General features: G+C 48.3%; 12 protein-coding genes. 5 read left to right on the top strand and 7 right to left on the bottom strand.

Annotated elements, in window-relative coordinates; all coding sequences use genetic code 11:
• Positions 1 to 73: 73 nt before the first annotated feature.
• The 3 genes from mdoH to K9N75_RS07570 all read right to left on the bottom strand — a co-directional run bounded on the left by mdoH (position 74) and on the right by K9N75_RS07570 (position 4,929).
• Entirely contained in the window at positions 74 to 2,623 is a 2,550-nt protein-coding gene (mdoH, locus tag K9N75_RS07580) for a glucans biosynthesis glucosyltransferase MdoH (protein ID WP_130995896.1), read from the bottom strand.
• Entirely contained in the window at positions 2,616 to 4,112 is a 1,497-nt protein-coding gene (locus K9N75_RS07575; RefSeq protein WP_039189632.1) for a glucan biosynthesis protein G, read from the bottom strand. Before K9N75_RS07575 ends, mdoH begins: the two co-directional genes overlap by 8 nt.
• Before the next feature lie 496 nt (positions 4,113 to 4,608).
• Complete coding sequence (locus K9N75_RS07570) at positions 4,609 to 4,929, bottom strand: DsrE family protein (protein WP_224452418.1); 321 nt, start codon at positions 4,927 to 4,929, stop codon at positions 4,609 to 4,611.
• 204 nt (positions 4,930 to 5,133) lie between these two features.
• Here K9N75_RS07570 and K9N75_RS07565 point away from each other — a divergent pair, with 204 nt between their 5' ends.
• The 4 genes from K9N75_RS07565 to K9N75_RS07550 all read left to right on the top strand — a co-directional run bounded on the left by K9N75_RS07565 (position 5,134) and on the right by K9N75_RS07550 (position 8,818).
• Positions 5,134 to 5,508 carry a MysB family protein gene (locus tag K9N75_RS07565; protein ID WP_004096129.1) on the top strand — a complete coding sequence of 125 codons (375 nt, stop codon included), beginning with the start codon at positions 5,134 to 5,136 and terminating at the stop codon, positions 5,506 to 5,508.
• Between the two features lie 210 nt (positions 5,509 to 5,718).
• Positions 5,719 to 7,410: a sensor histidine kinase gene (locus tag K9N75_RS07560; protein ID WP_039189553.1), complete on the top strand. Its 1,692-nt coding sequence runs from the start codon at positions 5,719 to 5,721 to the stop codon at positions 7,408 to 7,410.
• The gene (locus K9N75_RS07555) at positions 7,407 to 8,141 is read left to right on the top strand and encodes a LytR/AlgR family response regulator transcription factor (RefSeq protein ID WP_008812873.1); all 735 of its coding nucleotides are present in this window, start codon (positions 7,407 to 7,409) and stop codon (positions 8,139 to 8,141) included. Before K9N75_RS07560 ends, K9N75_RS07555 begins: the two co-directional genes overlap by 4 nt.
• A gap of 275 nt (positions 8,142 to 8,416) precedes the next feature.
• Positions 8,417 to 8,818 (top strand): HdeA/HdeB family chaperone, encoded by a 402-nt coding sequence (locus K9N75_RS07550; RefSeq protein WP_008812872.1) that lies wholly within the window; start codon positions 8,417 to 8,419, stop codon positions 8,816 to 8,818.
• A gap of 93 nt (positions 8,819 to 8,911) precedes the next feature.
• Here K9N75_RS07550 and glk read toward each other — a convergent pair whose 3' ends face one another.
• The 3 genes from glk to K9N75_RS07535 form a co-directional block, all read right to left on the bottom strand.
• Entirely contained in the window at positions 8,912 to 9,877 is a 966-nt protein-coding gene (gene glk, locus K9N75_RS07545; RefSeq protein ID WP_064574517.1) for a glucokinase, read from the bottom strand.
• A gap of 179 nt (positions 9,878 to 10,056) precedes the next feature.
• Entirely contained in the window at positions 10,057 to 10,758 is a 702-nt protein-coding gene (locus K9N75_RS07540) for an aspartate/glutamate racemase family protein (protein WP_061060240.1), read from the bottom strand.
• Positions 10,759 to 10,830: 72 nt separating this feature from the next.
• On the bottom strand, positions 10,831 to 11,283 hold the full coding sequence (locus tag K9N75_RS07535; protein WP_224452417.1) for a multidrug/biocide efflux PACE transporter: 453 nt from the start codon (positions 11,281 to 11,283) through the stop codon (positions 10,831 to 10,833).
• A 107-nt stretch (positions 11,284 to 11,390) separates the two neighbouring features.
• Here K9N75_RS07535 and K9N75_RS07530 point away from each other — a divergent pair, with 107 nt between their 5' ends.
• Positions 11,391 to 12,260: a LysR family transcriptional regulator gene (locus K9N75_RS07530; RefSeq protein WP_224452416.1), complete on the top strand. Its 870-nt coding sequence runs from the start codon at positions 11,391 to 11,393 to the stop codon at positions 12,258 to 12,260.
• Positions 12,261 to 12,276: 16 nt separating this feature from the next.
• Here the strand turns inward: K9N75_RS07530 and K9N75_RS07525 are convergent, their stop codons facing one another.
• On the bottom strand, positions 12,277 to 13,950 hold the full coding sequence (locus K9N75_RS07525) for an alpha-keto acid decarboxylase family protein (RefSeq protein WP_114445706.1): 1,674 nt from the start codon (positions 13,948 to 13,950) through the stop codon (positions 12,277 to 12,279).
• Between the last annotated feature and the right edge of the window lie 89 nt (positions 13,951 to 14,039).

The following is a 14,039-nucleotide window of genomic DNA, read 5'->3' as shown; positions in this document are numbered from 1 at the left end:
TGCGGGAATAGAAGATAAAAAAAGGGTATTTGCCAAAGCAAATACCCTTTTTACATTTCTGCTCAATCAACCACTAAGCCGCAGGTTTCAATGCCTGATAAGCCTGAGTCCATTGCGGATAGCGATCTGGCGCATTCCACACAAGCTGATGCAGACGAGCTAGAGTCACAGGATCGCTCAGCAATGCTAAACGCTCATCGCGACTCAGATCTTGCGGTGCTCCGCTCAGCGCTTTCTCAACTCGCTCTTCACGAGCCTTGGAGATCGCTGCGTGTGCGTGGTGACGCGCCGTTGCCATCGCCGTGGCTAAGGCGTTGTATGACGGATCAAACACCGCACGTAAAAACCCATGATCGAGTTCACGCTGGTTATTCATCTCAACGTAGCGCTCAGTCGCCACCATCTCAACCGGCGGTGAATATTCCTCTGGGATCAGGAAGATCTTGGCTCGCTTACACTTCACTCCCAGAGTACGGCGGCTAGTGATAACCGACACTATCGGTGACAAGATCAACGATACGACGATCGGAGACAACCACCATAAGAAGCGAAGATCCAGTATCGCAACCCCACCAGCCCAAATAAGACCGAGCAAACATTGCGAGCCATGACGACGGAAAGCTTCGCTCCACGGCGTAGCATCATCGTCACGCTGAGGAGATTGCCAAGTAATTGACCAGCCGAGAAATGCGCTCACCACAAACACCGTATGGAAGATCATGCGCACCGGTGCCAGCAGTACGGAGAACAGCATCTCCAGCAGCATAGAAATCAGCAGGCGGAATGAACCACCATACTCTTTCGCACCTTTAGCCCAAATAAGCACCACACTAAGCAGCTTCGGTAAGAACAACAACACCAACGTGGTTGAGAACAATGCAATGGCCAGTTCTGGTCGCCACTGCGGCCAAACGGGGAATAGCTGACGTGGCTGCAAGAAATATTGCGGCTCCATCAGCGTATGCACCACCTGCAACGCTGTCGATAGCACCAAGAACATAAACCATAGCGGTGCAGAGAGGTAAGACATCACCCCTGTAAGGAACACCGCACGATGAACCGGATGCATGCCTTTGACGAGGAACAAACGGAAGTTCATCAGGTTACCCTGACACCAACGGCGGTCGCGCTTTAATTCATCCAGTAGGTTTGGCGGCAATTCCTCATAGGACCCCGGCAAATCGTAGGCGATCCATACGCCCCAGCCTGCACGACGCATCAGCGCAGCTTCAACGAAGTCATGCGACAGAATTGAACCCGCGAAGGTGCCATTACCCGGCAACGGTGCCAGCGCACAATGTTCGATAAACGGTTTAACACGGATAATCGCGTTGTGGCCCCAGTAGTGAGACTCGCCCAACTGCCAGAAATGTAAGCCCGCCGTAAAGAGCGGCCCGTACACGCGCGTAGCAAACTGCTGAATACGCGCATACAGCGTATCCATACCGGTTGCCTTCGGCGCGGATTGAATGATCCCAGCGCTTGGATTGGCTTCCATCAGACGAACCAGATTGGTTAAACACTCTCCGCTCATCACGCTGTCGGCGTCGAGAATAACCATGTAGCTGTATTCTCCGCCCCAGCGACGGCAGAAATCGTCGATGTTACCGGATTTGCGTTTTACGCGGCGGCGGCGGCGGCGATAAAAAATACGCCCTTCGCCACCGACTTCTTTGCAGATTTCCATCCACGCTTTTTGCTCAGCGACGCAGATATCAGGATCGTAGCTATCGCTCAGAACAAAGATATCAAAATGCTCAATTTGTCCTGTCGCCACAACAGATTCGTAGGTAGCACGCAGACCCGCGAATACACGCGATACGTCTTCATTGCAAATCGGCATAATGAGCGCCGTGCGATGGTTCGGATTTAATGCTTCATCCCCCACCGTCGTCGCGGAAATGCTGTATTTATCCCGTCCGATCAATAGCTGAAGGAAGCCCATCAGCGCCGTCCAGAATCCCGCCGATACCCAGCAAAACAGAATGGCAAATAGCACCAAAATGCCCGACTGCAATACATAAGGCAGCAATTCCAACACTGACTGCATCAATGGCTTATCAAACATTGACAGCGGATCGATCAGATCCCAGCCCTGATAAGGCAAAATGGTTTTCATGTACCATGTTGCGATCACGGTTTGGGTCAGCATCAAAATCAACAGCACCCAACGGCGCATTGAGCCCACTTTACGCCAGCGTTTATCCGCCTCAGCTTCTGCTGCGGTTTTAAACTGATGCTTAGGTGGCTGGGTTCTGCCCAACAAACTATCCCACAAGCGACCCACAGGGTTAGTTCGCCACTTTTCAGGGAACATCGACGTACGCTTAATCACTGGCATTGCTTTGATCGCAGTACGTCCCGCCGCATCTTTTGTTAGCAACGCTTTTTCTTCCAGCGTATCCGACCAGCCCATTTCCAGACGCGATTCAACTGAACAAAGAGGCGCATCTTGCGCCTCTAAATCCGACAGTTGAACATCGTCTGAGGCCAGCGACCTATGCACCGCATCAACAGAAATTTCCTGTGATGCGGCCATTTGCTGCCTGAGCGCGGCTTCTTGCTCCGCGCTCATCGCCAGTGCCTTCAAATAGGCATCAGCATTCTCAATAGACTTATTCATTGGCAGGTAACTGATAGCTCCAGGTTTCACTCAGCGGTTTATCTTCTTTCACCAGATAAGCGCGCATCTCAACCGGTTTTTTGTTGTCGATAACGTTGAAGCGCAGCGTCAAACGCCAGCCGCCGGTTACCGGGTTGTAACGCAAATCATTCTGTACCAGTTTAGTATTGTCATCCGTCGTCACCTGAGTAGTCACAGGAGCATCTGGTGTCAACGCTTTCAATGCCGGGCCAACGAAATCAACAATCAGTGCCGTCGTGCCGTCTGGTTCACGGATCAGGTTTGACTGTTTCACATCGCCAGTTGAGCGCATTGTCTGTTTTACCCACGCTAACTCAGGATCATGAAGTTTTGCTTCGTCACGAGTGAAGTGTAGACGGTAATCCAGATTAATTGGTTTTCCGACTTCTGGCAGGCTGGCAGGGATCCAGAACGCAACGATATTGTCATTGGTCTCATCTGCAGTTGGAATTTCTACCAGTTCAACTTTACCTTTGCCCCACACGCCGCGTGGTTCTACCCAAGCGCCAGGACGCAGATCGTAGCGATCGTCTAAATCTTCATACTGGGAAAAATCACGAGTACGTTGCAGCAGGCCGAAACCTTTAGGGTTTTCAACGCTGAAGGTACTGACCGACAGGTGTTTAGGATTATTCAAAGGACGCCAGATCCATTCACCATTACCGGCGTGAATCGACAGGCCTTCTGAATCATGCAGCTGTGGGCGATAGTTCACGTTGCTTGACGGTTGGTTAGAACCGAACAAATACATGCTGGTCAGCGGAGCCATACCCAACACGCCGACTTTATCTCGCAGATAAACGCGAGACTGAACGTCAACCACAGTATCTGTACCCGGCGTTACAATCATGCGATAGGCACCCGTGGCACGCGGAGAATCCAGCAGCGCATAAATCACTAAATGCTTATCTTTGGCTTTTGGACGTTCGATCCAGAATTCACGGAAACGCGGGAATTCTTCACCGGAAGGCAGCGCAGTATCAATGGCTAAACCACGGGCAGAAAGACCATAAACCTGACCTTTTCCCACCACGCGGAAGTAGCTTGCCCCCAGCATGCTCATAATTTCATCGTTTTTACCCGCCTGATTGATCGGATAAACCACTTTGAAACCGGCAAAACCTAAATCTTTCACAGCCTCAGGGTCGTGTTTGACAGAACCAAAATTAAAGTAATCTGGATTGTATTTGATCTGACGAACCGACGTTGCTGTCACTTCGTTGATTTTGACTGGTGTATCGAAATACATTCCCTGATGGTAAAACTCTAACTTAAATGGAGTCTTGAGGTTATTCCAATAGGGTTTGTCATGATTGAATTGAATTTGCTGATAATCAGCAAACTTCATCTCACGAAACTCTGATGGCAGATTGCTTTTAGGCGCCTTGAAGGACTCCCCTGCCAGAGATTGTGCTTTTTTTGCAACATCATCTAGCGAAAACGCCCATGCCTGTGTTGTTGCGAGCATCAGAAATACCGATGCAGCCAGCCCTGTTAAAGCGCGAACCTTGGGCCGGGTGATTAATAAATGTGTTAGCACATACCCCCCTGATGGTGCTCTACGAAACGAAGAACTCAGTTATAAATTGGTTTATTGGACAGCATAGTAATGGATCACTCACCCCGCCGACAACAACCTAATAAGGCTAACGACAAGGCTGAATTGGATTTAATTATACCCGCCGCAGGTAATAATTAAATTAACATTTAAAATCAAAATGTTACATTAAGTGTTTTTAGGAGTATCCCTAATAGAAACCTAATTCAATAGGCTAAAAATTTCACTGAATAGAATTAGCGCAATGGCTTCAAACACCGTGATATACCGCGGGAAGACGCTTTTTTATCCATAATTCTGATTGACCAAGAGCGTAAGAACGGAACCGTAAAACGCTTAACTCGAAATGAGAAAGCCAATCCACACCGGTCGTTTTCAGAAACCGGTGCGGTAACGGGGATTCGTTTTAAGGTTTGATGTAGAAATAACCATTTTCTTGGTGCTCAACCAACGCCAATATTCCGGCAGGGACTGCGTTTACACCCATCAATAGTTTATCTAACGTTATGTTATTCGCGCGCATAGCATTTTCACAGGCAAGTAGAACAACGTTAGCTTGCTGCAGGGCTTCCCAATTGGGAGACTCGTCGCTGTCTGCAATCAGTGTACTGATGGCCGACCCCGTGAAGATAATATGAATATCGGTAAACGCACCGCTTCGGGCTTTGAGGAGATTGGTTGCGTTATTAAAGGCAGAGATACAGTGGGTTGATTCGGAAACATGCATGACGACTTTCATATAGCCAACAATATTGATGAATACATGAAGTGAACCTTAGCAGTCTGCGTAAGCAAAGTCATTGCTGGGCACTTCTGTTGCCATCTTGAAATGCAAAAAAATCTTGCCGTTTTCTTGCACCTTTACAGAAACAATCAACAATAGATATTTGAATAGAGAAATTCATAACCACTACCAATAGCGAGAAACATCATGGACATGTACCTAACCTTAGATGAAGCTATCGACGCCGCCCGCGAAACCTATCTGGCCGATCATGAGAATAGTGACGATGCATCGCAGGTTGCACAATTCAATCTGCAAAAATATGTTATGCAAGATGGCGAGATTATGTGGTTAGCGGAGTTTCACGCCACTGAAGATGAAGGCGGCGAAGGTGTGCCAATGTTTAGTGGCGAAGCTGCACAGGCTATTTTCGATAACGACTACGACGAAGTGGAAATTCGCGAAGAGTGGATCACTGAGAACACACTCTATGAGTGGGACGAAGATGACTTTCAATATGAGCCGCCGCTGGACACAGAAGAAGGCGAAGCGGCCTCCGACGAATGGGAAGAACAAAACTAGTCGCGATTTCACGTCTCAATCGATCTATCGTACTTCCGTTCCTGGGATAGATCGATTGTGTTCTCTTTTGTTAATTCTGCCTCCTCATCATAGATCTAAGTAGCGCTACCGCTCTGGTTGATTATCATCGCTGATACTTTATGGCTATAATCGCCATTCACCTATGCGATGAATGATTCGGTTTAAAATATTTTGCAAGAAAATTTCAACATGCTGTTGGCGGTTTTTGAACGCGCCGCCCTGATGCTCATCTGTATCTTCTTTCTGACGCGTATTCGCTTATTCCGCCAACTGCTGCAAAAAGAGCAGCATACTCGAATTGAATTGGCTGCGGTCACCGCTATCTTCACCACTTTTGCCCTTTTCAGTACTTATAACGGCATCAGCGTGGAAGGCGCACTTATCAACGTGCGAATTATCGCCGTGGTTTCGGGTGGGATACTGTTTGGTCCGTGGGTGGGAATTATTACCGGCGTTATTGCGGGAGTACATCGTTACCTCATCGACATGGACGGTGTGACCGCTATTCCATGCTTAATCAGCAGCATCGTGGCCGGTATTATTTCAGCGTGGATCCATCAACGCGTGGCCAAGGAAAAGCGTTGGAGCGCGGGTATTTTGGCGGGCATGCTGTGCGAAAGTCTCACCATGCTGCTGATCATCGCCTTTATCGACTCAAAACCGTTAGGCATCGATATCGTTGAGCATATCGGTTTACCCATGATCCTTGGCGCCGGTTGTATTGGCCTGATCGTTTTGCTGGTGCAGAGCGTGGAGGATGAGAAAGAGGTTATCGCCGCTCGTCAGGCTAAACTGGCACTCGATATTGCTAACAAAACCCTCCCCTACTTCCGTAATATCAATAATGACTCTTTGATGACGATTTGTAGCATCATTCGGGATGATATCAACGCCGATGCAGTCGCGATTACCAACACAGAAAACATCCTTGCCTACGTAGGCGTTGGCCAAGAACAATATAATATTGGGCAAGAGCTCATCAGCGATGTCACTCGCCAAACCATCCAGCGCGGCGACATTACCATCAATAATAACGACGAAGCCCACCGCACACCGCAGATCCATTCGCAAATCATCATCCCACTTCGGGAAAAAGGTGAAGTGACTGGCACACTAAAAATTTATTACTGCCACGCCCATAAAATTACCTATTCATTAAAAGTAATGGCAGTAGGACTATCTCAAATTATCTCTACCCAAATTGAAGTTTCACGCATTGAACAACTGCGTGAAATGGCTGACAAAGCCGAACTCCGTGCCCTACAAAGCAAGATTAATCCGCATTTTCTATTCAATGCGCTTAACGCTATTTCTTCCTCGATTCGCACCAATCCAGACACCGCTCGCCAACTGATTATCAATTTGGCTAGCTATCTGCGATTCAACCTTGAACTCAACGACGAACATATTGATATCAAGCGCGAACTGCATCAGGTACAAGACTATGTCGCGATAGAAAAAGCACGCTTCGGCAATAAGCTAACCGTCATTTTTGATATCGACGATGTGGATTTAACCATCCCCAGCCTACTCATTCAGCCCTTAGTCGAAAACGCGATTGTTCATGGCATTCAGCCATGCCGTGGCAAAGGCGTTGTGGCAATTGCGGTGAAAAAGAAAGACAACCGGATCCGGATTTCAATCAAAGATACAGGTAATGGGATCAGCCAAGAAACGATTGACCGCGTCGAGCGCGGCGATATGCCTGGGAATAAAATTGGCCTGTTGAACGTCCATCAGCGCGTCAAACTGCTTTATGGGGATGGGCTGCATATTCGCCGCCTTGAACCCGGTACTGAAATCTATTTTTACATTACCCCAAGCGTTTCTACGCACAGCGAACTCTCGGTGCTAGAACCCAAGGAGGTTAATACACCATGAAAGCCATCATCGTAGAAGATGAATTCTTAGCTCAGGAAGAACTGAGCTACTTAGTCCGTACGCATAGCAAAATTCAGATCGTTGGAACCTTCGACGATGGTCTCGACGTCTTAAAATATCTCCAACACAACGAAGTGGACGCTATCTTCCTCGACATTAATATCCCGTCGTTAGATGGTGTTTTGCTGGCGCAAAACCTAAGCAAGTTTGCGCGTAAACCGCAGATTATTTTCATTACCGCCTACAAAGAACATGCTGTTGAGGCTTTTGAGTTAGAAGCGTTTGACTATATTTTGAAGCCTTACCATGAGTCACGCATTATCACCATGCTGCAAAAGCTAGAAGCAAGCCACCAGCGCGATCAGGAATTAACTCAAAACAATACCGTGACACGCCCTGCGCCAAAAACCATCAATCTGATTAAAGACGAGCGAATCATTGTCACCGAGTGCAACGATATCTATTACGCTGCCGCTGATGAAAAAGTCACGCGCGTTTTTACGCGCCGTGAAGAGTTTGTGATGCCGATGAATATCACCGAATTCTGTAACCGTCTGCCAGAGGAGAAGTTTTTCCGCTGTCATCGTTCGTACTGCGTAAACCTTGCAAAGATTCGTGAAATCGTCCCTTGGTTCAATAACACCTATGTGTTACGTCTTACCGATCTTGAATTTGAAGTTCCCGTAAGTCGTGGAAAAATAAAAGCATTCAGACAGTTAATGCGGCTTTAGCGCTGGCATGTTTGCTAGGAATATGCCCAATAAAAAGAGAGATTTCACAGAAAATCTCTCTTTTTTTTCAAAATAAAAATCTACGTCCGCATATTCAACTAGACCAAATCACTACACATATAGAGCTAATCTCTAAACAGATAAAATAATTAAGTGATATATATTATTTGTGTTACGAAAAATAATTTCACAAGTTATTATACCCATCTAATAACACAGTAATTTATTGATTGATTTATGAGCAATTAGCTCGGTTGTATGACAAGAGAATAGTGATGAATAATAATATTTTTGCAGTTGCCCTTATTGGTGCACTTCTGGCGACGACCTGTGCTTATGCAACCTCAGTGGAAGGTTGTGAGCAACAGAATAGTATGGTTATCCCCATCGATACATCGGCGGGCACGGTTCAAACCGCAAATCTAAAAGAGTCCAAAAACACATCGGTTCATATGTCCTGCGAAGACTTTTTGGCGTTGGATACACAAGCACAGACACCCGTCGTATTCTGGGTAAGCAATCTCGATCCAAATGACCAAGGCAATGATGACGTAGATCAAAGGCAGATTGACGAGTTCGTCACCCCAATGGTGATTGAAGAGTGCCATAAAACACCAGCGCTTAAGCTGGTAGACTTAAAAAGTAAAATAGAGCAATACATCCAAAGACACTTCTGAACATCGTGATTTCTGATTACCACGACTAACGAAAAAAGCCTGCATAGGATAACTATGCAGGCTTTTCGAGCGCATGATCGGCATCGGTAGAAGCTAAAGTTTAATCCCCAACTCTTGACGCAAATGTGCACCTGCGCCCAGCAGGCCTGGGTTATCATGCGTAATCATATACACAGGAATATCATGCACATAATCTTTGAAACGACCTTTGTCTTCAAAAGCTGCGCGGAATCCTGAGGCCTTGAAGAACTCAAGGAACCGAGGAACAATCCCACCTGCGATATATACGCCGCCAAAAGTCGCCATATTCAAGGCCAAATTACCGCCAAAACGCCCCATAATGACGCAAAAGAGTGACAAAGCTCGACGGCAGTCAGTGCATGAATCGGCTAGCGCGCGTTCAGTTACATCTTTTGGCGCTAAATTTTCCGGCAGACGCCCGTCAGATTTCACAATCGCATGGTACAGATTAACTAAGCCCGGCCCAGAAAGGATACGCTCAGCGGAAACATGACCTAGCTCTGGGCGTAGCACTTCCAGAATCATATCTTCCTCTTCGCTATTGGCTGCAAAATCGACGTGCCCGCCCTCGCCCGGCAAGCTGATCCAACGCTCTGCCGCATGGATCAGGTGTGCAACTCCGAGCCCTGTTCCGGCACCGTAAATAGCGATCGGTTTATCCTTCTGTGGCTCTTTGCCGCCAAATTGCATCAGGTGCTCAGGTTTAAGCATCGGAATCGCCATCGATACCGCAGTAAAGTCATTGATGACCTCTAATTTTTCCAGCGCCAGATTCTTTTTCATCTCCGCAATAGAAAATGCCCAAGAATGGTTGGTCATCGCCACCCAATCTTCGGTCACTGGGCAAGCAATGGCGATACAGGCTTCCTTGACAGAAACGTTATGTTCTTGCAGATAAGTACGGATTGTTGCTTCCAAGCTATCAAACTCTAAGCCGGAATAGGTCTTGGCCTGTGAGATCTCACCGTTTTCCAGCGAACAAAGCGCCAGACGAGCGTTAGTGCCGCCGACATCCCCGACCAGTGCGTGCGTAGTCATACTGCCCTCTCCCCAATGTGCTACCTGAACCACCCAAAAATGACAGAGCGTATCTAACCACAGCCCCTGCGGCCGTCACAATGACCGATCATCTCCGTGCCACGCAATAGTGAAATCGATCACAAAAATCGTTTCAGCTTCCAATTTCACCTTGTCATTTTGCCTATGAACTTAGGCTATTAACTCGCATGACCCAAAGCCCAGTGTGCTGCATATTCGGCATGTATTTGGGCTGTATCAAACAAAGGAACGACGGCATCGGTTTGAGCCACCAGCAGAGCAATCTCCGTGCAACCAAGGATAATCCCCTGTGCACCCTGTTCAGACAGACGCTGCATAATCTCGCGATACTGCTGACGTGATTCAGGACGGATCTGTCCTAAGCACAGTTCCTGATAAATAATGCGGTGGATGACTTCTCTATCTGACTCGTTGGGCACAATAACCTCGATGCCAAATTTATCCGTGAGCCGCCCGCGATAAAAATCCTGCTCCATAGTAAAACGCGTGCCTAATAGCCCAATGCGCGTTAGCCCTTGCGCCTTAATGCGTGCCGCCGTCGCATCAGCAATATGCAGCAGAGGTAATCCGCAGCGAGATTCAATCTGTTCGGCCACTTTATGCATCGTGTTGGTACACACCACGATTCCTTCGGCGCCGGCGGCCTGTAGACGCTGCGCAGCATCAGCCAACAGCTCTCCCGCCTGCGCCCACTCACCACGCATTTGCAAATGTTCTACTTCAGCAAAATCAACGCTATATAAAACCAGCCGAGCGGAATGTAATCCCCCCAGCTGGTTTTTGACCGTTTCATTGATAATCCGGTAGTAAGGAACCGTTGATTCCCAGCTCATTCCGCCCAGCAAACCCAACGTTTTCATGTTTCAGCCTCTCGCTAATCCCATATAGCTTCTTGGATTAACATAACGCAGGCTTGCGGAACGAGTACAGCATTAGCGGAGTGTTGACGCCATCTTGCGAGCAGAGCGACGCTCAACGATACGCTCACGCAGGATGTCATAAACCCAGTTATACAGCATCGTATACGGCAGGAAGAACAGGATAATCCCTAACTCCAGCAGGAAAGCCTGTAGCATCGAAATCCCCAATACAAAGGCCGCGATATTGACGCCAATAACGATAAATCCGCACTCAAAGCCTAGCGCGTGGAAAATACGGACTTTGACATTACGCACGACGCGGCTCACTGGCCAAATTCGATCAAAAATCGCGTTATAAATGATGTTCCAAATCATCGCGGCGGTAACCAAAATAATGGTTAAACCGCCCATCTCCCACACTGAGCGCTGCATAAGATAAGCCCCCACTGGGGCACAAATAAGCGTGGCAATAGCCTCGAAAGTGACGGCATGGAATACACGTTCCATCAAAGTTTTACGTTGCATAATCACAAGAACCTCAAATAAACACTCTGAGAGATGTCAGAGATCGTGATTATCATCAACTAAAGCGTTATATTGAAATTAGATACCATCGATAAAATAGATACTTTATGCGATATTCTCCCGAAGCACTGAATGCCTTTGTTGAAACCATTTCTGCGGGTTCCTTCTCGGCCGCCGCTCGCCGATTGCATAAAAGCCAGTCCACGATCAGTACGGCAATTGCGAATCTGGAAGATGATTTAGGTGTCATCCTATTTGATCGTTCAGCGCGCCAACCGGTGCTGACGGAACAAGGACAGCGGGTATTGATCCATGTGCAAGAGATCCTGGCCGCCAGCGAACGTTTGGATCAGCTTGCCGTGCGGTTAATGGATCAGATTGAACCGCGGCTCACATTCGTCCTTTCTGATACTTTTCATCCCAGCGCGCTCGAAGCACTCCTGCATGAATTCGATCACCGCTATCCCGATACGGAATTTGAATGCCTGATAGGTGAAGAAGAGGACGTTATCGATCTACTACAAAAAAATCGCGCCCACATCGGGCTTATTGAAGCGAGGAAAAGTTATCCGCCCGACATTAGCGCCGCACGGTTAAGCAAACAAACAGAGATGGCCATTTACGCAGCACCGACGCACCCACTTGCTCAGCGAGAACGTATTCGCCCCGAAGAATTGAATGCCGTCAGAGAGCTACGTTTAAGTACTTATCTGGAACGCGATCAGGCGCGTATGCATGGCGTGATTTGGTCTGCGCCGAACTATTTACTGCTGCTGAGTATGGCGGTGCAGGGACTTGGCTGGAGCGTTCTTCCTTGTGCGCTCGTCGACGAGTTTTGTCACCGCAATGAGCTCGTGCCACTATCGGTTCCCGGCTGGCCGAAATCCACCTCGGTGGATGTTGTATGGTCAAAAGGCTCCCCACCGGGGCCAGCAGGGAGTTGGATCAAAGACTATTTGTTGGGGATGCCAGCGTAGACATCACTCGAATATATTACTCATGGGCTGCATTACGCTCAGCAATGGCTTTACTCAGCTTAGCGAGATATTCTGGCACATCCATCTTAGGCAACATCACTTCGATGAGCGTTAACGCCTTGGGAACGTTAACTTCGTTGAGCACCTTTTCCAAAGCCGGAACGCTGTCCGCCTTATAGGTGGAAAAATCGCCATTCACCGATAGCGCAGACGGAATTTTAGTCCAATTCCACGCAGCAATATCGTTGTAGCTCTCTTCAGGTCCGTGAATTGCACGTTCCACGGTATAACCGTCATTATTCAGCAAAATAATAACCGGTTTCAGGCCGTGGCGTAGCAGAGTACCCAGTTCTTGGATCGTCAGCTGCGCCGAGCCATCGCCGATTATCAGTACTACACGTCGGTGAGGCTGCGCCAGCTGAGCGCCCAATATTGCTGGTAGGGTATAACCGATAGATCCCCATAACGGCTGAACAATAAAAGTCACCCCTTTAGGCAATCGCAACGTGGCTGAGCCAAAACTGGCCGTCCCCTGCTCGGCAACCACAATGTCATCTGGACGTAAAAAGCGTTGCATCTGCTGCCAAAACGCAGGCTGATCGAGTTTGTTTCCATGGCTTTCCGGTAAACAGTCGCGCAAGGATTCCGGTGCCTGCCATTCAACACTTAGCTCCTTTGCCAGTTCCGTCAGTGCTGCCAACGCATCACCCATCGGTAACTGGCTGAAAACCTGCCCTGCAACGCTGGCCGAAAACGGCTGCAGGTCGATCGTTTTATCGGCCGCGATTTGATGAGTAAAACCAGCCGTAACACTGTCGGTCAAACGCACACCAATGCTAATGAGCACATCGGCGTTTTCTATTGCAGCCTTGACCTTGGGTTGGCTGGCACCACCGGCATAGGTGCCAATAAAATTAGGCCGGCTTTCATCCATCACACCTTTCCCCATCAGCAGCGTCGCACTGGCCACACCCTGTAGGTCAGAAAGTTGTTGAACCCGTTGTTTTTGCCCAAATCGATCGGCGAGAAAATCCGCTAACAAAGCCACTTTGCGAGCCGGTTTTAGTAGATCACGCGCAGCCTGAATAAACTCACTCAGCCCCGTCACCTCATCCTGTCTAGCGGCAAACTGATAAAGCTCAGTACGGATAGGCTCATCGCAGACATCGCTTGGCAGTAAGATGTAACCTGGGCGGCGGTGATACAGCACATCGCTGAGCACACGATCGATTTCTAGCGCGGCATTCTCAGGGGTTAACACGGCCTGAGAGCAAGTTACTTCCGCCGCCATACGATAGAAATGACCATAGTCGCCGTCACCTAAAGTATGGTGTAGCAACTCCCCTTTTTGCTGAGAACGGCGGTTGGGAGCCCCTACGATATGTATCACCGGTAAATACTCGGCATAACTACCGGCGGTGCCGTTTATCGCACTCAACTCCCCTACGCCAAACGTCGTTACCAAAGCCGCTGCCGGAGCGCAACGTGCATAACCATCAGCCGCATAGGCAGCGTTAAGTTCGTTAGCGCAACCGACCCACTCCAACTGCGGATGAGCGGTGACAAAGTCTAAAAACCTGAGGTTGTAATCTCCGGGAACACCAAATACGTGTTGAATACCCGCCTGTGAAAGTCGATCAAGGAGATAATCGGACACGCTGTAAATATTGCGGTTTAAAGTCTTGCTCATTACGATGCTCCCAATTAGCGATTTCAGTGCAACACGCGTTGCAGAAACGAAAATTCAATTGACGATTAGAAGTATAGGGGGCGCTTTTT

The organism is Hafnia paralvei (assembly GCF_020150375.1).
GTDB lineage: Bacteria > Pseudomonadota > Gammaproteobacteria > Enterobacterales > Enterobacteriaceae > Hafnia > Hafnia paralvei.
Note: the sequence above shows the minus strand (reverse complement) of the source record. Positions and strands in the feature narration are given on the sequence as shown.

Coding starts and splice junctions, on each gene's coding strand:
- K9N75_RS07560 (WP_039189553.1), top strand. CDS start 5,719: ATGCTGTTGGCGGTTTTTGAACGCGCCGCCCTGATGCTCATCTGTATC.
- K9N75_RS07540 (WP_061060240.1), bottom strand. CDS start 10,758: ATGAAAACGTTGGGTTTGCTGGGCGGAATGAGCTGGGAATCAACGGTT.
- mdoH (WP_130995896.1), bottom strand. CDS start 2,623: ATGAATAAGTCTATTGAGAATGCTGATGCCTATTTGAAGGCACTGGCG.
- K9N75_RS07570 (WP_224452418.1), bottom strand. CDS start 4,929: ATGCATGTTTCCGAATCAACCCACTGTATCTCTGCCTTTAATAACGCA.
- glk (WP_064574517.1), bottom strand. CDS start 9,877: ATGACTACGCACGCACTGGTCGGGGATGTCGGCGGCACTAACGCTCGT.
- K9N75_RS07555 (WP_008812873.1), top strand. CDS start 7,407: ATGAAAGCCATCATCGTAGAAGATGAATTCTTAGCTCAGGAAGAACTG.
- K9N75_RS07530 (WP_224452416.1), top strand. CDS start 11,391: ATGCGATATTCTCCCGAAGCACTGAATGCCTTTGTTGAAACCATTTCT.
- K9N75_RS07535 (WP_224452417.1), bottom strand. CDS start 11,283: ATGCAACGTAAAACTTTGATGGAACGTGTATTCCATGCCGTCACTTTC.
- K9N75_RS07575 (WP_039189632.1), bottom strand. CDS start 4,112: ATGCTCGCAACAACACAGGCATGGGCGTTTTCGCTAGATGATGTTGCA.
- K9N75_RS07525 (WP_114445706.1), bottom strand. CDS start 13,950: ATGAGCAAGACTTTAAACCGCAATATTTACAGCGTGTCCGATTATCTC.
- K9N75_RS07550 (WP_008812872.1), top strand. CDS start 8,417: ATGAATAATAATATTTTTGCAGTTGCCCTTATTGGTGCACTTCTGGCG.
- K9N75_RS07565 (WP_004096129.1), top strand. CDS start 5,134: ATGGACATGTACCTAACCTTAGATGAAGCTATCGACGCCGCCCGCGAA.